Source organism: Runella aurantiaca, assembly GCF_003339505.1.
GTDB lineage: Bacteria > Bacteroidota > Bacteroidia > Cytophagales > Spirosomataceae > Runella > Runella aurantiaca.
The window spans coordinates 188,772-208,968 of the sequence record NZ_QPIW01000006.1 but is presented as its reverse complement, the minus strand read 5'-3'; the positions used below and the strand labels follow the sequence as shown (position 1 = coordinate 208,968).

18 protein-coding genes are annotated in these 20,197 nt (G+C 45.1%); 4 read left to right on the top strand and 14 right to left on the bottom strand.

Annotated features, from left to right (window positions below):
* Positions 1-40 precede the first annotated feature (40 nt).
* Positions 41-685 carry a MarR family winged helix-turn-helix transcriptional regulator gene (locus DVG78_RS10200; RefSeq protein WP_114460976.1) on the top strand — a complete coding sequence of 215 codons (645 nt, stop codon included), beginning with the start codon at positions 41-43 and terminating at the stop codon, positions 683-685.
* A 59-nt stretch (positions 686-744) separates the two neighbouring features.
* Here DVG78_RS10200 and DVG78_RS10195 read toward each other — a convergent pair whose 3' ends face one another.
* The 6 genes from DVG78_RS10195 to mutL all read right to left on the bottom strand — a co-directional run bounded on the left by DVG78_RS10195 (position 745) and on the right by mutL (position 8,609).
* Positions 745-1,134, bottom strand: coding sequence for an RDD family protein (locus DVG78_RS10195; RefSeq protein WP_114460975.1), 390 nt, complete (start codon positions 1,132-1,134; stop codon positions 745-747).
* A gap of 127 nt (positions 1,135-1,261) precedes the next feature.
* Complete coding sequence (locus DVG78_RS10190) at positions 1,262-2,491, bottom strand: dicarboxylate/amino acid:cation symporter (protein ID WP_114460974.1); 1,230 nt, start codon at positions 2,489-2,491, stop codon at positions 1,262-1,264.
* Between the two features lie 265 nt (positions 2,492-2,756).
* On the bottom strand, positions 2,757-4,691 hold the full coding sequence (gene dxs / locus DVG78_RS10185) for a 1-deoxy-D-xylulose-5-phosphate synthase (RefSeq protein WP_114460973.1): 1,935 nt from the start codon (positions 4,689-4,691) through the stop codon (positions 2,757-2,759).
* 120 nt (positions 4,692-4,811) lie between these two features.
* On the bottom strand, positions 4,812-5,729 hold the full coding sequence (locus tag DVG78_RS10180; protein ID WP_114460972.1) for a rhomboid family intramembrane serine protease: 918 nt from the start codon (positions 5,727-5,729) through the stop codon (positions 4,812-4,814).
* A gap of 114 nt (positions 5,730-5,843) precedes the next feature.
* Positions 5,844-6,623, bottom strand: coding sequence for a rhomboid family intramembrane serine protease (locus DVG78_RS10175; protein ID WP_114460971.1), 780 nt, complete (start codon positions 6,621-6,623; stop codon positions 5,844-5,846).
* Positions 6,624-6,737: 114 nt separating this feature from the next.
* On the bottom strand, positions 6,738-8,609 hold the full coding sequence (gene mutL, locus DVG78_RS10170; protein WP_114460970.1) for a DNA mismatch repair endonuclease MutL: 1,872 nt from the start codon (positions 8,607-8,609) through the stop codon (positions 6,738-6,740).
* A gap of 295 nt (positions 8,610-8,904) precedes the next feature.
* Between mutL and DVG78_RS10165 the strand changes: the two genes are divergently transcribed.
* Complete coding sequence (locus DVG78_RS10165) at positions 8,905-9,084, top strand: hypothetical protein (RefSeq protein ID WP_114070401.1); 180 nt, start codon at positions 8,905-8,907, stop codon at positions 9,082-9,084.
* Here the strand turns inward: DVG78_RS10165 and DVG78_RS30545 are convergent.
* From DVG78_RS30545 to DVG78_RS10125, 8 genes are all read right to left on the bottom strand, one after another.
* Positions 9,079-9,384: a DUF6787 family protein gene (locus DVG78_RS30545; protein ID WP_114460969.1), complete on the bottom strand. Its 306-nt coding sequence runs from the start codon at positions 9,382-9,384 to the stop codon at positions 9,079-9,081. The genes DVG78_RS10165 and DVG78_RS30545 overlap by 6 nt on opposite strands.
* Before the next feature lie 49 nt (positions 9,385-9,433).
* Positions 9,434-10,162 (bottom strand): RluA family pseudouridine synthase, encoded by a 729-nt coding sequence (locus tag DVG78_RS10155; protein ID WP_114068870.1) that lies wholly within the window; start codon positions 10,160-10,162, stop codon positions 9,434-9,436.
* Positions 10,163-10,280: 118 nt separating this feature from the next.
* Positions 10,281-11,105, bottom strand: a complete 825-nt coding sequence (panB, locus tag DVG78_RS10150) for a 3-methyl-2-oxobutanoate hydroxymethyltransferase (protein WP_114460968.1) — start codon at positions 11,103-11,105, stop codon at positions 10,281-10,283.
* A 65-nt stretch (positions 11,106-11,170) separates the two neighbouring features.
* Positions 11,171-12,616 (bottom strand): murein hydrolase activator EnvC family protein, encoded by a 1,446-nt coding sequence (locus DVG78_RS10145; protein WP_229598185.1) that lies wholly within the window; start codon positions 12,614-12,616, stop codon positions 11,171-11,173.
* Between the two features lie 50 nt (positions 12,617-12,666).
* Positions 12,667-13,629: a lipoprotein insertase outer membrane protein LolB1 gene (lolB1, locus tag DVG78_RS10140; protein WP_114460966.1), complete on the bottom strand. Its 963-nt coding sequence runs from the start codon at positions 13,627-13,629 to the stop codon at positions 12,667-12,669.
* A 31-nt stretch (positions 13,630-13,660) separates the two neighbouring features.
* Complete coding sequence (locus DVG78_RS10135; RefSeq protein ID WP_114460965.1) at positions 13,661-15,376, bottom strand: tetratricopeptide repeat protein; 1,716 nt, start codon at positions 15,374-15,376, stop codon at positions 13,661-13,663.
* Between the two features lie 176 nt (positions 15,377-15,552).
* The gene (locus DVG78_RS10130) at positions 15,553-16,326 is read right to left on the bottom strand and encodes an exodeoxyribonuclease III (protein WP_114460964.1); all 774 of its coding nucleotides are present in this window, start codon (positions 16,324-16,326) and stop codon (positions 15,553-15,555) included.
* Positions 16,327-16,419: 93 nt separating this feature from the next.
* Complete coding sequence (locus DVG78_RS10125; protein WP_114068875.1) at positions 16,420-17,616, bottom strand: MFS transporter; 1,197 nt, start codon at positions 17,614-17,616, stop codon at positions 16,420-16,422.
* 82 nt (positions 17,617-17,698) lie between these two features.
* Between DVG78_RS10125 and DVG78_RS10120 the strand changes: the two genes are divergently transcribed.
* Together DVG78_RS10120 and DVG78_RS10115 are read left to right on the top strand one after the other, a co-directional pair.
* The gene (locus DVG78_RS10120) at positions 17,699-17,920 is read left to right on the top strand and encodes a DUF2905 domain-containing protein (RefSeq protein WP_114461027.1); all 222 of its coding nucleotides are present in this window, start codon (positions 17,699-17,701) and stop codon (positions 17,918-17,920) included.
* Positions 17,921-18,021: 101 nt separating this feature from the next.
* On the top strand, positions 18,022-20,148 hold the full coding sequence (locus tag DVG78_RS10115) for a bi-domain-containing oxidoreductase (RefSeq protein ID WP_114460963.1): 2,127 nt from the start codon (positions 18,022-18,024) through the stop codon (positions 20,146-20,148).
* Positions 20,149-20,197 lie beyond the last annotated feature (49 nt).

Here is a 20,197-nt window from a genome sequence, read left to right as displayed (position 1 = left end):
AATTAATTTTAATATATTAGAATGTTTTTAGTTTAAAAAAATGAATTACGAACTCCTGCAACAGCTAATTAGTCATCTGGCAGATTACGAAGCCCAGCGTTCTTCTTCTCAACGAAAGGACATGGAAGGATTTGTGGCGTATTTGAATCAGCAGGTTTTTTCAAAATCAACCGATGCTGCGGTAGATTTTGAAAACAGTGAAACAGTGGAGGCATTGTTGTCGCAATTGATTGCTTTTTTGTACCGTTACGCCAAAGGGTACATTAAAAAAGCCCTCGAAGATTCGGCGCTCATTACGCTGGATGATTTCGGCTATTTGGCGGGTATTTGGCAAAGAGGAGGGTGTTCAAAAACAGAAATCATCGAATTGAACATCCACGAAAAAACGACGGGAATGGAGGTGATAAAGCGTTTGTTGAATAACAAACTCATTGAACAAACCGACGACCCCAACGACCGTCGAAGCAAGCGCTTGTTGATTACGGAGCGAGGAAAAGGAGTTTTGTTCGGAACGTTCGGTGAGATGCGAAAGGCAAGCTTGATTATTTCTGGTAATCTAAATGAAATCGAGAAGTTGCAGTTGTTGTATCTGCTTCAAAAGCTGCATTTTTTTCACAAACCGTTATTCCTAAACGAGCGGGAGAAAAGTTTAGATGAATTATTGAATTTAAATCAAACCGAATAAAAAAAGCGTTTGCGAAGGAGTTCGCAAACGCTTTTTTTAGAATAGATTTATGATTCTGGCTATTGCTTTACCACGATGGTATTCGCCCATTTATCGCCAAAACGCTTTTTGTCATCGCTAAATACCATCAGGGCATCAACAAAACCAAAAAGAGGAATCATCAATGAAACTTGGCGCACGATGGCCGTACCCCAATCTCCCTCAATACCCGCGCCAGTATCTTCCTTAATGACTTTGATTTTCATTAATTTTTTACCGATGCTTTGCCCTCCGAAAAATCCGTTTGTGGCAGGAATGGCGTCTTTGGTGAGTACGTAAGCAATGGCAATAAGATACCCCACAAAAATGAGTTTAAAAGAAATAAAGGCTAAAATCCAGGCGGGAAGGTAACCCACAATACCGTCAATAAAGGCAGCTACAAAACGTTGGATGGCATCGGCTTTTTGCATTAGATTAAGAAGGTTTAGAGTAAAAAAAGTGGTTCAGGGAATTTTTTACCGAACCTACTTCTTTTCAGCCAAACAGTCAAGGAGTTACGGGTTAATTTTTGTAAAAATAAATTACGTAAAATTTGTCTTAACTCTCGATGTATTCTCCTTCTAACTTGGAAATAACGGCCGTAGCTACGGCATTGCCCGCCACTGAAGTGGCCGAACGTCCCATATCTAAAAACGGATCCACGCCGATAAGTAGCGCAAGTCCTTCAACGGGCAAATCAAATTGAGCCAGCGTACCAGCAATCACCACCAACGAGGCCCTTGGCACTCCAGCGATTCCCTTTGAGGTAATCATCAGCGTAAGCAACATCGCTATTTGTTGCTCAATGGAAAGCGGGATGCCGTATGCCTGCGCAATAAAGCCCGTCGCAAAGGTCATGTACATCATCGAGCCGTCCAAATTGAAAGAATAACCGAGCGGCAACACAAATCCGATGATACGCTTGCTGCAACCAAATTTCTCCAACGCCGTGATTTGCTGCGGCAAAGAGGCCTCTGAACTAGCCGTACTGAACGTCAGAATCATTGAATCTTTGACGTGCGCCAACAATTTGAGGTACGGAATCCGCATTACAAGACAAATCACCCACAAGACCCCAAAAACAAAGAAAAGAAGCCCTCCGAAGAAGCAGAGAATCAAATACGCATAGGAGATAAGGATTCCGAGTCCTTTCAACGCTACCACGCCCGTCATAGCGCCCAAAACGGCGAATGGCGCAAGTTGCATCACATAGCCAACTATTTTGAACACCACTTCGGCCAAGCTGTCAATCACCTTGATTAGCTTTTTCCCATGCTCGCCCACTGCTCCAAGGGCTATTCCGAAAAACAGTGAAAATACCACAATTTGCAGGATTTCGTTTTCGGCCAATGCTTTAAAAAAGCTGTCGGGAAAGATATGAAGGATAAAATCTTCGACGGTTTTCATGGCTTTGCCCGATACGCCCACTTCTGTTCCTGCGGCAGGACGCGGCCATTGCTGCACTTCTCCGGGACGGGTTACGTTGACCACAACCAAGCCCACAATCAGCGAGAGAATCGTGGCAAAATAAAAATAAAGCAGCGTTTTAATCCCAATCCGTCCTACTACGCTAAAATCACCAAGTTTGGCAACCCCCACCACCAAAGTGCAAAACACTAGCGGGCCGACAATCATTTTAATTAATTTGAGGAAAACTTTACTGAGGATTTGAAACTTATTGGCAATCTGAGTGGCATCTTCTGGGCTCATGGTGCTGTGCAGGATTTGACCGATAATTACGCCCAATACGAAGCCAATGATGATTTTGGTAGTAATGTTTAGTTTCATGAAGTGTTGGGTTATAGATACGTTAGGTTGAAATTTTCAAAGAATTTAGTGAGTAGTATTTTAAAAAGAATAACCATAAAGATTGGAGGCCTGCTTACCGCACTTCATGATTCTGCCACAAATTAGGAAAAAAAAGAAAAAAAAGCGTGTGTCAGGACGAAAAACTGCCCTGAACTCGGCGAATCAGGAGACGTTCGGGTAATTTTAAACGCACAAGAGGCTCGGTGATTCACCGAGCCTCTTGTAGAAATAATATAAATGAATTTTACAAAGCAATTGCGGGGGTCGTCATCATTTCACGAGCCGTACGAGCAATACCCTCGGGGTCGAAACCACATTCTCGGTGTAGTTCAAGTTGTTCGCCGTGTTCTACAATGCGGTCTGGAATTCCAAGACGTTTTACCTGGGCATGGTATCCGTTTTCAGCCATAAATTCGACCACCGCGCTGCCCATTCCTCCGGGTAAACAGCCGTCTTCTACCGTAATGACTTTGTCGAATTGTTGAAAAACTTCGTGTAACAGGGCTTCATCCAAAGGTTTTACAAACCGCAAATCGTAGTGGGCGGCGCTGATGCCTTCCAATTCGAGTATATGGCATGACTTAACGGCATAGTTACCGATGTGTCCAATGGTCAGAATGGCTACGTCGTCACCAGCTCGTACTTTACGTCCTTTACCGATTTCAATTTTCTCGAATGGCGTCTTCCACTGGGGCATGACGCCCTCGCCACGTGGGTAGCGAATGGTAAATGCTTTTTTCGATTCCTGTGTTTCGGTCAATTGGGCCGTGTACATTAGGTTTCGCAACTCCTGTTCGTTCATTGGAGCCGAAATCACCATGTTAGGAATACAACGCATGTACGCAATGTCGTAGGCACCGTGGTGCGTAGGGCCGTCGGCCCCCGCAAATCCTGCCCGGTCCAGACAGAAAATAACGGGTAGTTCCTGAATACAAACATCATGCACAACTTGGTCGTAAGCCCGTTGCATGAAAGTGCTGTAGATATTACAATAGACCACCGAGCCTTGAGTAGCCATTCCCGCCGAAAAAGTCACGGCGTGTTGTTCGGCAATGCCCACGTCGAAAGCCCGGTCGGGGATGGCTTTCATCATGATATTGAGCGATGAGCCAGAAGGCATGGCAGGCGTTACGCCCACAATTTTTTCGTTTAGTTCGGCCAATTCAACCAGCGTATTTCCAAATACATCTTGGTATTTGGGTGGTTGTGGTTGGTCATATACTTTCTTAAAGATTTCGCCCGTAATCTTATCAAATTTACCGGGAGAGTGCCATTTTGTTTGGTCTTTTTCGGCAGGGGCAAATCCTTTTCCTTTGACCGTGACGCAGTGCAGCAGTTTTGGGCCTGGAATATTTTTTAAATCATTGAGAACGTGTACTAGATGATCGACGTCGTGGCCATCAATGGGGCCAAAATAGCGTAGATTAAGTGATTCAAACAAGTTACTTTGGCGCAGCAAGGTTGCCTTGAGTCCATCTTCGACGCGGGAAACAATCTCACGGGCATTTTTACCAAATTGGCTCATTTTACCCAGCAGATTCCAAACTTCCTCCTTCACGCGGTTGTAAGTATGGGAAGTGGTAATGTCGGTCAAATATTCTTTGAGCGCCCCCACGTTGGGGTCGATACTCATGCAATTATCATTGAGAATGATGAGCAGGTTGGTATTGTTGAGCGCTCCAGCGTGGTTCATCGCCTCAAATGCCATTCCACCCGTCATGGCACCGTCGCCGATAATCGCGATGGATTGTTGATTTTGAGCACCACCTAACCGTGCGCCAACGGCCATGCCCAGCGCGGCAGAAATAGAGGTAGAGGAGTGCCCTACGCCAAAAGAATCATAAGGACTTTCTTTGCGTTTGGGGAAACCCGAAATACCGCCGTAGAGGCGGTTGGTATAAAAATTATCCCGTCGTCCAGTGAGGATTTTGTGGCCGTAGGCTTGGTGGCCTACATCCCATACCAACTGGTCTTCGGGCGTGTTGAAAACGTAGTGTAAGGCAACGGTAAGCTCAACAACTCCCAAGCTTGAGCCAAAGTGACCACCGTACACAGACACCAAATCAATGATGTACTGTCGGAGTTCTTGCGATACTTGAGGAAGTAGGGATGAGTCTAACTTACGCAGATCTTCGGGCGTATGGAGTTGCGAAAGTAATTTACCTGGAGTGATGAGCATTGTGTAACAGCTTGAAACAAACGTAGTACTATAACCGACGTACCGATAAAAGTGTTTGGCAAAAGTACGAAAAAGAAAAGCAACTTATCAAAAGTTTGAATATCACCTTCCCCCAACCCATCACTGCTGGCTTGCTTTGTAGAGTTTTTGTTTCTCTTCCCGGGTCAAACTTTCATACCCTGATTTCGAAATTTTGTCCAAAATAGCGTCGATTTCGTCTTGATTTGGGATCAAAATGGCCGAATTTTCGCTGCTGGAAGTAAAGTGGCGCGCCGCTGAGGTGGTAGTGGCGCGGGCGCGTTGGGGAATGGTTACGTTGGGCTTGCCGGTAAACAACTTCCGAAAAAAATCATTAATGGCATAAATGGGCGTTCCCCAATCGTGGCCTTTTTTGAGGGATCTTATGAAACCAAAGCCCACCATTGCTCCTGCAATGTGGGCTACATTGCCACCGGCATTAGGTCCTACCAACTGAGCCATTGAAATGATAATGCACAAAGCTGCAATGTATTTCAAACGAACTGGCCCAATCAAAAAGACAAAAAAAGTATGATCTGGCAAGAGCGTAGCTGCCCCTAAAATGACCGCAAAAATTGCTCCTGAAGCACCAACGAGCGTAGTACTGATCAGTTCTCCCTGAAAATAAGGTAATGTGTTATACAATGCTAAAAACAACACCCCCCCTCCGAGTCCCCCCAGCAGGTAGAGAGCAACGAGCCGTCGGCTGCCGAGGTATTCTTCCAACACTTGCCCAAACCAATACAAAGAGAGCATATTAAAGAAAATATGAAAAGGCCCCTGATGAACAAAAAAGTTGGTGAGCAAAGTCCAAGGGCGATGCAAAAACGCATTAAAGTCCGCAGGAAGGCGTAACTGTTCCATTACCCATTCATAATAAACAGGATATTGACCAAAAGTGAAAATAATGTAGAGAACAATGACCGTCACGAAGACGAACAGGTTCAAAAGTATGAGTTTAACAACCGCATTGTTGGTCTTTGAAAACTCCCCCTTAACATCGTCAAAAATGCTGCCCATGCCTTTTGGTCGTTAATGGTTATTGGTTAATTATTAGTAATTTCAAACAAGCTTTTAGGCTTTTTATTGTTGTTTTTTTAACGAAAGTTAGGTAAAAATATACAATAACGCAAATCAGTGCATTCGCTTAACCCGCCATACCTTCAACAATATATACGCAAAAATCATGCCTCCAATATGGGCAAAATGTGCCACTCCCGAATCTCTGATATAGACACCCGCATATAATTCGTATAAAGCGTAAAAAGTAACGAAATATTTGGCTTTGATGGGGACAGGAAAGAACAATAACATCATTTCCATGTTGGGGAAAATAAGCCCGAATGCGGCGATAATTCCAAAAATTGCCCCAGAAGCCCCCAACATTGGGATACTCAGCCGCTGTTGATACAAATCTTTTACAAACCCTACACTCTCGTTGATATACGATAAATTTTTTGGTTGATCTTCAAAATCATTCAAAAAACCCAGAGCACCTTGCTTTATGTCGGGAGCAAACCGGGTCACAAAATCCAAAAATGCGTCGGGAGAAGGGTATTGAGCGTATAGGTCAACGGCATGACTGAGCTGCGACATTTCAATGTAATTGATGACCGCATACAAAAATCCCGCGCCAATCCCCGTAACAAAGTAAAAGATGACAAAACGCTTGGTACCCAGCACGTGCTGCTCTAACAAGGGCCCAAAAAAGAAAAGCCCGAGCATATTGCTGAATAAATGCCCAAAACCCCCGTGCAAAAACATATACGTAACAAACTGATGTGGCCTAAATTCTGGACCCATTACAGGATGCAGCGCAAACCAGTTTACAATAAGGGGACTGAGGTCTTGAAGTAAAAAAATGACGACGTTAAGAATTAATAAATTCCGTACAATCGGAGTAATATTGAACATAAAAGCACAGATTAATTAGAAACGATTCTATTGATGGTTAAAGGTTAACTGTTAAGGGGTTAAGACTAAATTGAGTTTGGACAATGTGCGATTGACGACTTAACTTTCTGACAGTTAACCATTCTTAAACAGATTTGCTATTTTGTCTAACGATAAAATGACAAAAATGGGTTCGCCGCTTGGCGTATAATTTGGGTTGGAAGAAATAAACAGTTGGTTGATTAACTTTTCTATTTCATCCGACGAAAGCCGCACCAGATAACGGGAGGCAAAACGTCGGGCCAACGTGCGAGCGGTTGTTTCGGAGCGATTGAGTCGTAGCTCATCATGACTCTGGTGCAATTGTTCACATAATTCTTCAAATAATTGCTGTATGTTATCGCTTGGTAAATCACCTGGAAGGCTTCTTACCACGAGTGTATCGGGCCCGAGTGCGTCAAAATCAAAACCCAAGGCCGTGATTTCTTCCCGCATTTCGAGAATCATCGGAATATTGGCCGGTGATAATCTGACCGTAGCTGGAAAAAGAAGTTGCTGCGACGCGGCATTTTGGTTTTCCAGTTGTTTTAAATAGCGGTCATACAGTACGCGTTCATAGGCCGCGCGCTGGTCAATGAGCATCATCCCTGACTTAACCGCCGAGACTACATAACGGTTTTGAATCTGCACCGCCAAACGACGATTTTTAATGTCTTCATCTTCGGCACTTAGCGCATTGGCCCGGCTACCGAGGGTCGTAGGAAGTGGTTCTGAAAAGTCCTCTTTTTCGCCCAGCTCCAAGGTGGTTTGTACGGGCGTGGGATCGGGTTTTTGAAAGCCATCGAATAGTTTTTCCCAATGAGACAAATTGGTTTCCTCACGCCGTGAAGTAGGCAGGGGAGGGGCCAGCGTCGAATCTCGCATAAAACTCGGTGGCTTGGGTGCCGTATTGGTTCGAGGGCCCGACATAGGGCTGAGGAAATTAACGTTTGATTCGAAATCAATCGAGTGAGATAAATGATTGATACTGATTGCTTTGCGTATGGCGGCCATCAATAGCGCATACACTGAGCGCTCATCGTCAAACTTTATTTCGGTCTTTGTGGGGTGAATATTGATATCAATGTGTGAGGGGTCGATGTCCAGCATCAACACATAAAATGGATGACTACCTTCCGAAATGGTGGATTCATAAGCCGCCAACACAGCGTGGTGCAGGTAGCTATGTTTGACATACCGCTCGTTTACGAAAAAAAACTGCTCACCTCGGGTTTTGCGCGCAAAATCGGGTTTTCCTACAAATCCTCTCACGGTTACGTAAGGGGTTTCTTCTTGGCACTGAATCAGTTGTTCACGGTAGTTCTTCCCGAACATATCCACAATGCGGCGACTCAATTTGCCTGCGTAGAGATTATAAACCTCGGTGTCGTTGTGATAAAGGGAAAAACTAATTTCGGGATGGGCTAGCGCAACTCGCTGAAATTCATCCAAAATATGACGCATTTCGACGGAATTGGTTTTGAGAAAATTGCGTCGAGCGGGTACGTTAAAAAAGAGGTTTTTGACCAATATATTGGTTCCGGGAAGGCACGCGACTGATTCCTGTGATTTCAATTCAGAACCCTCCATCCGTAGCAAGATTCCAATTTCATCGGAAGGGCGTCGGGTCCGCATTTCAATTTGGGCAACGGCCGCAATCGAAGCCAATGCCTCACCACGAAAACCCATGGTGCGAATTTTGAAAAGGTCGTCGGCATGGCGGATTTTGGACGTTGCATGGCGTTCAAAACTCATGCGGGCATCGGTTTCCGACATACCGCCGCCGTCGTCAATAATCTGAATAAGGGTACGGCCAGCGTCACGAATAATTACCTGAATATTTTTGGCCTGCGCATCAATGGAATTTTCCAGTAACTCCTTTACAACGGAAGCCGGGCGTTGTACTACTTCACCCGCCGCAATCTGGTTAGCAATGGCATCGGGCAACAGGCGAATTACATCTTGCATATTGGGGGTACGTCTTTCAAATTATACAACAAAAAAAAGGGCTCAAAACGTTTACGCAGTGTAGATTTTAGTTAAAAAATATATATGTTGCAACAATTAAAAATAAAAACGCGTTTATATGATTAAAAAGATATATAATTTTACTTTATTGGGATATAGATAACTTTTTTATCTTTGTTCTAAAAATAAATTTACCCCATTTAAATACTTTGGCACGCTGTTTGAGGAAAGGCTTAAAAGAGAGGTATTCTACTTTTAATCAATCAGTTGCACTACACTAATGACACTAACTAAGATGAAGAAGCCTAACCTGTATTTGGCCTTTCAGTGGCTAATTTTCCTTCCGATTATTCTACCTTTATGTATTGTGTTCGGAGCCCTCCAAGGGGTGTTTAACACGGTAGAGCAGATGGCCCAACAAATGTGGTCTGACGTTTCGACGGTAGAAAAAACTGTTGAGCCTTCAGAGCTATGAGTGCTTGCGAGAAAATATGTTTATCAGGCGCCTGAACATTTTTTTTTCGAAGTTCAAAAAAAACTGAAATTGCCCAAAAACCCATCCGTAAAATAAAAGGATGACCTGATAAAGGGGCAAAATAATAAGAATATTAAACGCCCACACGGCCCATGTGCTTTCAATGGAAAGCCATTGGACCATCCATCGCTTCGTGTACATCACGGTAAATCCCGTACAGGCAAAGACAAGTAGTATAATTACTACTTGCCAACTGTTTTTTACTCCCCAACGGTTTTTGAGTTTATCAATCCAAGTCATTTAATGGGTAGTCTGTGTGCTAGAATCAGGCTTGGGTAAGTCAGGTGTATTATTCGTGCAAAAACGCCAAATGTTCTGGGCCGATTTCTTCAGGGTCTAAATCCAAAAATTCTTCCCAGAACGGGTCGTTTGGCAATGACGCCCGACATAAAATAGATTCTTTTTTGACTGGATGCGTAAAAAACAACCGACGGGCGTGCAGATTGATACTGCCGTCGTGGTTGGGTTTTGGCGAGCCGTATTTTACATCGCCCCGAATCGGGCAACCGATTTGTGCCAATTGAACCCTGATTTGGTGCGGGCGTCCCGTGTGCGGTGTTACTTCTAGCAAGTAATGCTTGTTTACTTCACCCAACAAACGATACGTAAGTTCTGCTTTTTGGGCCTTGTCGGCGGGATAATCATAGGCAGAGACAACATTTTTATTTTCGTCTTTGACCAACCAGCTTACGAGTTTGTCCTGCTTTTTTGGAGGGCGTCGGCGCACCACCGCCCAGTAGGTCTTCTGAACGTCGCGTTTACGGAAAATTTCGTTCATGCGTTCAAGGGCTTTCGACGTTCTGGCAAAAACCACTAAGCCACTTACGGGGCGGTCAATGCGGTGAACCGTTCCCAAAAACACTTCCCCAGGTTTTTCGTATTTTTCTTTAATGTAATCTTTTACTAGCTCCAAGAGCGGAACATCGCCGGTGGAATCGCCCTGAACGAGGAGACCAGCGGGTTTATTGACGATAATGAGGTGATTATCTTCGTATACTACGTGAAATGGCTTGGCCATCGGAATCAAAAGTTAATAGTGAATGGCAGCTTATCTGCCCTGAATTGTTCATTACAAACTTCGTTACGAACATTCGTTACGAACAATTAAATCTTAACGGAGAACCAGTGCTGATGGTTCAGTAAGATTCTTTTTCGTTCGGGAAATCGTTTGCTTTGACGTCTTTGACGTAATTAGTGACAGCATCCGTCATGATGCTGTGCAAATCAGCGTAGCGCCTTAAAAAGCGCGGTTTAAATTCTTTGGTGATGCCCAGCATGTCGTGAATTACCAGAATTTGCCCGTCGGCATGAGGCCCTGCACCAATACCGATGGTTGGTATGCTGACGCTTTCAGACACTTGCTTGGTCAGGCTCGAAGGAATTTTTTCTAAGACCATCCCGAAACAACCGATTTCGTCCAGCATTTTGGCATCCTGCAAAAGCTTTTCGGCCTCGGCATTTTCTTTAGCGCGAACGGTGTAAGTGCCAAATTTATAAATTGATTGGGGAGTCAGGCCCAAGTGACCCATCACGGGTACACCAGCGCTCAAAATCCGAATAATGGATTCTTTTATTTCAAGACCTCCTTCAAGCTTTACGGCGTGTGCACCCGATTCTTTCATGATACGAATGGCCGAATCAAGCGCGGCGCGTGAATTTCCTTGATACGAACCGAAAGGCAAATCGACCACCACAAAAGCCCGCTTCACGGCCCTAACAACGCCCTGTGCGTGATAAATCATTTGATCGAGGGTGATGGGCAGCGTGGTTTCGTGGCCTGCAATGACATTGGAGGCCGAGTCGCCCACCAAAATAATGTCAATCCCAGCGGCATCTACAATGCGCGCCATAGAAAAATCGTAGGAGGTAAGGGCGGAGATTTTTTCGCCCCGGTTTTTCATTTCCTGTATGATGTGCGTGGTAATACGCTTTACTTCGAGGGAGGAAAGTTGAGTTGACATTTTGATGTATAAGTTGTTGGTTATCTATTATTTGTGTTTGATGTACAAATAATGATTACCGTTTTTTATCTAGGACGCAGCCAGACTTCTGGATTGAGCTTACTTGCTGTATTTTTATTTTCTTTCCAAATCTGAAAATTGACTTCAGAAACACCATCCCCGTTTGTAGCTACTACTCCGATAGGTTCACGTGCTTTAATTCTTTGTCCAACACGTACATTAACACTTTTAAGTTTAGCATAAACAGTATAAAAGTCTCCATGTTGAACAAAAATGAAGTTTTTCATGACTGTGGGTTCGTTACTTACATCCATAACGATACCATCGTAAACAGCACGAACAGCTGCATTTGCAGTAGTTTGGATATCCACTCCTTGATTTTCCTGATAGACATTTTTTATTACTTCTTTAGTCCCAAAACCGTCTGAAATAAATCCAGGCACTGGCCAGGGCAAACGGCCTCGGTTGGCGGCAAAAGAGGCTGCTAGCGTTACCTCTTCTTCGTTCATTCCTTCGTTATTAAGCTCCTCTTTTTTCGGTTCTGGCTTCGCGGCGGGAGGTTCAGCTTTAGTGATTTCTTCGTTATTATCTTTTTCTTTGGCTCTTTCGGCCGCCGCTTTGGCGGCAGCTTCGCGCTCGGCTCGTTCCCGAGCGGCTTTTTCGCGGGCAGCAGCGCGGGCGCGTTCGCGTCGTTCTTCGATTTCGCGCTGAATAATGCGCGTCAATGCATTCTCCAATTGCTTGTTTGCTTTCCGCACTTCGGCTACTTCGCCCTTAATTTCTGCTTCCCGACCGCTTAATTCTTGGACTACTTTGTCTTTTTCGCCTTTCAGCTGTTCCAGATTTTTACTTTCTGCAATCCGCGTTTTGAGGGCGTTTTCTTGGTCTTTTTTCTTGTTGCTGATGCTGTTTGACTTGGCAATCATGAGTGATTGCACTTTTTTCATTTGGGTAACTTGCTTCTCACGCTCGTCGGTGTATTGCTTTAGGTACTTGTAACGAACCAAAAATTGATTGAAGGTAGGCGCCGAAAATAGGAAACTCAATTCACTAAGGCTATTGTTGCGTTTTGAGGCGTTGTAAATCATGCGGGCATACTCATCACGCAATTTGTCGAGGTCTTTGTCTAGCGCCACTTTGGCTTGTTGCAGCTCGGTAAGTTCGGAATCCATCAACTTTAAATCATCGTTGATGAGGTCTATTTTACGGTTTTGGGCATTGATTTGCTGTTTGATTGCCTTAAGTTGTCCTAGACTAGAGCGCTTTTGTTCGGTTGTTTGCTTTAAGATTCCCTGCAATTCTTGCAAACGCTCCATGTTTTCCCGTTTCTCTTTTTCGAGCTGTTGACGGCTTTTTTGGGCCATTGCTGAAAAACAGGAGATGAACAGTACCAATCCAATCAGTACGGGTAATTTAAACGCCAACGAAGTATTATGCTGAAAACTACGTACATCACTTTTGCGCGCAGCAGCAGTATTTTTAGCATAACAATCAAACCTTTTTTTACTCATAAATAGCTTATTCAACACAGCAACAATACGTTTTAAAATCAACCAACCCCCTATTTTCGCTCATATTTGGGTGGAACACTAAACGGAAAACTAAGCGTTTTTTCAGCCAATTCCACTTTTTGGTGCTTTATCCGAAATACCGTTTGATACTGTAGCTTATCTTTTTCAGATTGGTAATCCAACTGAATCAAACTGGTATAAGGAAACAGGTAATTGTTGAGTTGCGTAAAATCGTCGTAGTCGAGGGTTAGTGAATTTTTGGTGGGCTGTTCGGTAACCAGCAATTTTTTCAAACGACGGTTTTGCTCTCCAATGTAGCTTTCCAACATAATTTTGCCTTCTTGTTGGCGGAGCATGAAATAATCATTTTCCTTCTTAAACCGCTGATTTTCTTTCTTAGGAATTGGCATATTTCCGACCAAAATAGACTGAATCAAGTCAAAACTCAGTTGGAAATTAAATTTTTGGCTGAGTGTACTAAAATCGTACTGGTAATATTCTTTGTGATAACGGTCTACAATCAGAATTGAATCACGCGTGATGAGCCCCCGAACCACCTCAATGGGGCCAGCCACAATCGAAAGCCACAACACACTGTCTTTCAGCATTCTAATGTTGATATTGGCATTGTCTATGTCTTGGTCTTTACTTTTAAACGAAACTTTTGATTTGGCCGATAAGTATTTAAAATCAACCATTTCAACGTTCACTTTGGTCTCTTCGGGCTCTATAACGGGCGGAACTACCGCCACCGCTGTCGTATCTTTTTCCAACACCGCAACGGTGTCTTTGAGAACGGCGGCTAGGGTGTCGGCGGATGTTTCAGTTTTGTTTCTCTGTCGTGGCCGATGACAAGCCGAAAAAAGTACAACCAAGATTATAGTACTAAATGTTAGGAGAGAATTCCACTGCGTATTTGGGCTGGAAGGGCGTTTTTGAGTGCGTAAACAACCCGAAGAGACGCGGTGTACCTCAACGACAACTACATTAACTAATGGTACTTTAAGTTTCATATTTTATAGAAAAAAACAGGTACAGATTGTTTTATTCAATCAATTGACCTGTCGCAATTTTTTTGTCGATTTGGGATGTATTTTCGCCCATTGTTTTGGCTTTTTTCCACTGTTCCACTGCTTTTTCACGTTCCCCCAATTGGTAAAGGACGTCGCCATAGTGTTCAATAATGGTTCCACTTACCCCTTTGCCCGAAGCAATGGCTTTTTCCAAATTTGCCCGCGCTCCTTTGTAGTCTTTCATGACGTAGAGCACCCAAGCATAGGTATCCAAATACGTGGCATTGTCGGGGTTTCGGCTTACTACTTGCGCCGCCATTTCTTTGGCTCGCTCCAGTTTGGCTTTCCGTAACGACAGAAAATAACTATAATTATTTTGAACGTGGTCGTTTTTGGGTTCTATTTTGAGGGCTTCTTCGTAGGCATCGTCCGATTTTTCGTGCTCGCCCAGGCCATTGTATGCATCACCCAATTGCGCATAAATCACGCCTTGCAGGTCTTTGTTCTCAGATGTTAATTTTTGGGCTTCTTCGAGCGCATCTACGGCTTTTTGATAATTGCGTTTGACCAAATTCGCCGAGCCGTTGGAATACCAGAATAAACCTTGATTGGGGAAGGTTTCCAATGCCTGTTCGGAATGGGCCAACAAGCTGTCGATTTGGTTGAGGTCTCCGTCTAATTGCAAAATCGCACCCCATACTTCGTACATCGAACTATTGATGCGAGAGGCTTTGACATAGGCATCACGGGCTTCGGATTTGCGGTCGGCCTTGGCCAACAAATCGGCGTAGACAACATAGGCTCGCATGTCTTTGGGGTGAGCTTTTACGATTTCGGCGGCTCGGTTGAGCACATCTTGGCGAGTTGCCTCGTCTTTTGCTTCGCGGAGGAGCCCGACCAGTGCCTGCATTTTGGTATCAATGTCGGCGTTGGGGTTATTAAACATCTGCCCGATTTGCTGCTCAGCGGCTTTGCTGTCTCCGTTTTGACGATAGATTTCGGCCAGCATCATGCGGGCATTTGCTTCGTCAGGGTTGATTTTTAACGCTTTTTCGAGCTGTTCTTTGGCGTCTTGAGGACGTTTGTCCATCATCAACAGTTGCGCTAGTTCTACCACATATTGGGCCTCGGTCGGTTCTGCGTTAATGAGTTTTTGGGCTTCTTCGATTGCTTTTTTGGGCTTATCGAGTTTGAGGTAAATGCGTTGTTTCTGATGTACCAAATCTTCATCCACGCCCAAAGCCCGTTCTACTTCATCATAAGATTTGAGGGCTTCTTCGTATTTTTCGTCCAGAATATAAACCGCGGCTAATTCAAGGCCGTATTCGGCGTTGTCGGAATTTTGACGGATAATGTTGCGGTAAATTTCGGCGGCTTTGGGATATTTTCGTTGTTGGGTATAAATTTCGGCCAATTGGATGGCGTAAAATTTATTGTCGGGGGCAAGTTGGGCCGCTTTTTGTGAAAAAATAGCCGCTTCGTCCAAACGTTCGCGTTTGAGCAGGGTACGCGCCAGCTCGTAGTTCAAGGCAGGAACGGAAGCGTCGACTTTCAATGCCGTGCGAAATACGCTGTCGGCCCGGATATATTCTTCCATGGCGGCGTATTTCATGCCTTCGGCCAGCAAAGATTCTAACTCAAATCGTTGTGATTTTTGGGCGTCGGTTTCGCTGACAGGCTTATTCTTTTGGGCCATTGCGAGCTGACCCAAAAATAAGAGTACCCAAATAAAGGGCGTGTGTTTCATTGGTTTCAAATTAATCTCGTTGACTGGTGTGATTGAGGTTCGAAATTGAGATTCAATCTATTATAAAAAACGAGATTAATGAAGCAAAATTGGAAGAATTTAGTCGTTTTACCAAAATTTATAAAAACCCCTCCTAAATCCTTCACTGGGAGAGGGGTTTTTAAAGGCATACATTTTTAAAAATCATTGTTTATTTCAAGCCAAACGGGGCAATGGTCGGAGTGGACCGCGTCTGGCAGTTGACGGCAGCTGAGCAGTTGGGGGCGTAGGTTGTTGGTGACGGAGAGATAATCTATGCGCCAGCCTTTGTTGTTGGCGCGGGCGCCCGCCCGATAGCTCCACCAACTGTATTCCACCAAATCTGGATTAGTGTATCGAAATGCATCGGTAAAACCACTTTCAAACCATTGAGTCATCCAGGCGCGTTCCTCGGGCAGGAAGCCCGTCGTATTTTTTAGTCGGACGGGGTCGTGAATGTCAATTTCTTGATGGGCAATGTTATAATCTCCTACCACAACCAGCTGGGGGCGGGTTTGTTTGAGGGTGTTTATCCACTGATGAAAATCACCAAGAAACTGCATCTTTACGCCTTGGCGTTCATCGCCGCTGGTTCCTGACGGAAAATAGGCGTTTATGATGGTGAGGCCGCCGATGTCGGCCCGAATGACGCGGCCTTCGTGGTCATAAAGGTCAATTCCGCAGCCGATTACGCAATTATCAACGGGGATTCTGGAAAAAATAGCCACGCCGCTGTAGCCTTTCTTTTGGGCGGCATTCCAGCCGATTAACTGATAGCCCAAGGCTTCAAATCCTGATAAATCGACTTGGTCGGGAGTGGCTTTGACCTCCTGAAAGCAGAGCACATCAAACGACTTGGTAGCAAGCCATTCAACAAGTCCGTTGCGCATAGCGGCGCGTATGCCGTTGACGTTGTAAGATAGAATTTGCATGGAGAACTGGAGCCACCCCAAATCAATGGGCTGCCCTCACCCCCTCTCCTAATTCAAGGAGAGGGGAGTATTTTATAAGGGTGAATTTTTTATTTAAGCGGTGGCAGGCTTGGTCGATTTTTCGCTGAAGAATATCAAAAACAGAACCAATACCCCCGCTGCGATGCCAGCCGGCACCATCCATACACTCAGCCAATTGGTGATATTTTCGGCATTGGTATTGGCGGCTACTACTTTACCACCAATCCATGAGCCAATGCCCATGCCGAGGCCGTAGGTAGCCAAGGTAATAAGGCCCTGTGCCTGCGATTTGATGCGGTCGCCAGCTTTGGTATCGGTGTAAATTTGGCCAGTAACAAAGAAAAAGTCAAAACAAACGCCGTGTAATAAGATGGCGGCGTACAACATCCATTCACTGGTGTCGGCATCACCGTACCCAAAGAAAAGAAAGCGGACAATCCATGAAATTAATCCGACGGCCAGCATCCATTTAACACCTAGTCTGCTGAATGCCAACGGAATCAATAGCATAAAAACTACTTCGGATACTTGGCCCAGTGACATTTTATTTTCTACAAACTCCATTCCCGAAGCGCGTAACGATGGGTTGGCAAAGGCGTAATAGAACGACAACGGAATACAGATGGCAACCGAAGCGATAAAAAATATGACGAATGAACGGTCTTTAAACAACGAGAAGGCATCGGCTCCGATGATTTGACCAATGTTGACTGGACCCGTGGCGCGCGGTGGCGTATTAGGCAGGGTGAAGGCAAGTAAACCTAAGATAATAGAGGTAACAATCGAAATTTGAAAGATAGTTACTTGGTCGCCAACGTTTAAAAAACCCACTAAATTGGTGACGGCAATCCAAGCAATGGTTCCCATGACACGAATGGTAGGGAAGTCTTTTTCGGGGGATGCAATGTGTCGCATGGAAATCGACGTAGTGAGGGCAATACACGGCGCAAAACACAAACAATACGCTAAAATAACCCAGAAAAATGTACCTGCATCGTTGATTTGCGACAGCACAAAAAGCAATCCAGCACCTAACATGTTGAGCGCTCCTAGCACTTTTTGGGCGGCAAAATAACGGTCGGCCACGGCTCCGATGAAGGGAGAAATAATCATGGCGATGGAGAAAGCGAGGTACGCATTCCCGATTTGGTCGCCAGTGGCGTTGAGTTGTTTGCCGAGATAGACACTCATTTGGCCGTACCAAGATCCCCACGTAAAAAACTGGAGGAACATCATTAACATTAATTGTATCCGGACGGAAGACTTCATAGGGGTTTTTAGGGTTGAGTTTTGAATGGGCGAAAATGATGGATTTTGGTTAGAAATTCAAATCCTTGGTAAATTTGGGCCTATGAATCCTGCATTTGGCAAATATCTCATTGGCATTGGTCTCCTGATTGTGGTGGTTGGGGTAATTATCTATTTTTTTTCGGACAAGCTGCACTGGCTCGGCCAACTCCCCGGAGATATACGTATTAAGCGAGAAAAGTTTGGTTTTTACTTTCCCGTCACCTGTATTGTGTTGAGTGTGGTGCTCAATCTGATTATTTGGTTGGTACGGCGGTTTTTGTAACCATCTATGTCATGGTTAGATGAATGGTTGTTGCTTTTGAAGCTATTTGCCGTTAAAAAATCAAATGACTGACTATAGGTAAGCTTTTGTATTTTTGCTCCATGAAGCAACTGATCCAAAACCTTCAAAACGGTCAAACAATACTGGAAGAAGTGCCTGCACCGCAGGTGAAACGAGGTGCTGTGCTGATTCAAACGCGTCGAAGTTTGGTTTCTTTGGGAACCGAACGAATGCTCGTTGAATTTGGCAAAGCCAACCTCATCGAAAAAGCCCGCCAACAGCCCGAAAGGGTCAAAATGGTGCTGGATAAAATCAAGTCTGACGGCCTGATGCCGACCTTGGAGGCCGTTTTTAACAAGCTGGGGCAGCCGCTTCCTTTGGGGTATTGTAATGTAGGTCAGGTGATTGCGGTGGGAGAAGGCGTGACGGATATTCGCATCGGCGACCGTGTGGCCTCCAACGGCCCCCACGCCGAAATCGTTTGTGTGCCTCGCAATTTGGTGACTAAAATTCCCGATAACATATCTGACGATGAAGCGGCATTTACGGTCATTGGCTCCATTGGGTTGCAGGGCGTACGGTTATTGAATCCAACCTTGGGTGAAACTGTCGTAGTGATTGGACTGGGGTTGATTGGGTTATTGACGGCCGAACTGCTTCGTTTGAACGGCTGCCGGGTCATTGGGTTTGATTTTGATGAGAATAAACTCCGCATTGCACGCGAAAAAGGCATCTTGGCCGCCAATCCTGCCGCAGGAACCGACCCCGTCAAGTGGGTAGAAAGCCTCACCAACGGTGTAGGCGCGGATGGTGTGGTGATTACGGCTTCGGCCAAAACGGATGAGATTATTTCACAAGCCGCCCGCATGTCGCGCAAGCGGGGCCGTATTATTTTGGTGGGCGTGATTGGCTTGAATCTGAGTCGGGCGGAGTTTTACGAAAAAGAGCTTTCGTTTCAGGTGTCGTGCTCTTATGGCCCGGGCCGTTACGACGACGACTATGAGCAAAAGGGCGTGGATTATCCGTTGCCGTTTGTTCGTTGGACCGAAAACCGTAATTTTCAAACCATCCTTCAGTTGATGGAATCGGGGTTGCTCGATGTAAAACCCTTTATTACGGAACAGATTGCGCTGGAAGAATACCAAAAAATTTACGATGACATGGGCAAAGGTGGGGCGATTGCCTCTCTGTTGGTCTATCCCGAAAAACCTTCGGCCGAGCGTACCGTCCGTCACCATGACATTTCTTTTGCGGGCCGAAAAGGAGTTCTCGGTATTATTGGGGCAGGAAATTTTACCAAAATGACTTTGATCCCTGCCTTAAAAGGCAGGGCAATACAAGGCGCAAATATAAAATACATTGCTAGTGCGAATGGACTGTCGGGAACGGCGTTGGCCCAAAAACACGGCATTGCCCACAGCACGACGGATTATCATGAAATTTTAAAAGATAACGACGTTGATTTGGTGATGATTACCACGCGCCACAATCAACATGCTCGCCTGACGATGGAGGCACTGAAGGCGGGGAAGCATGTGTTTGTGGAAAAACCACTGGCGATTTTTGAAGAAGAACTGAGTCAACTCTTGGAAAGCTTTCAACGGGCCGAAAGGTTGAGTGTTACGGTTGGCTTTAATCGTCGTTTTTCACCCCATGCGCTGAAAATGAAGTCATTGCTGGGAGATGCGCCCATGAATGTGACTGCGACCATGAATGCTGGTTTTATTCCTGCCAACTCGTGGGTACACGACCGCGCCGTGGGTGGCGGACGTATCTTGGGCGAAGCTTGTCATTTTATTGATTTGATTACGTACCTGACGGGCAGCCGCGTGACGGCGGTATGTATGAATGCCATGGGGCCGCAGGCTACCGAAATAACTGATAATGCAAGTATCATGTTGCGCTATGAAAATGGCTCCACAGGCGTTATTAATTACTTCTCCAACGGACACAAGTCTTATTCCAAAGAGCGGGTAGAAGTATATTCGCAGGAGCGAACGCTGATATTGGATAACTTCAGAACGCTGGAAGGTTATGGGTTCAAAGGCTTTTCCAGACTCAAAACAAGTCAAGACAAAGGACATAAAACGCAGTTTCAAGAACTGATAAAACGGATTCAAACGGGAGGTGCGCCGCTGATTCCGTTGGATGAAATTATCAACACTACTCAGGCCGCATTTGCGGCCATTAGGAGCTTGAAAGAAGGCGCTTGGGTGCTTCTCACCTAGAAGCGTCTGACGGTTTTAAACCGTCGGACGCTTACCTACTTAAACCGTC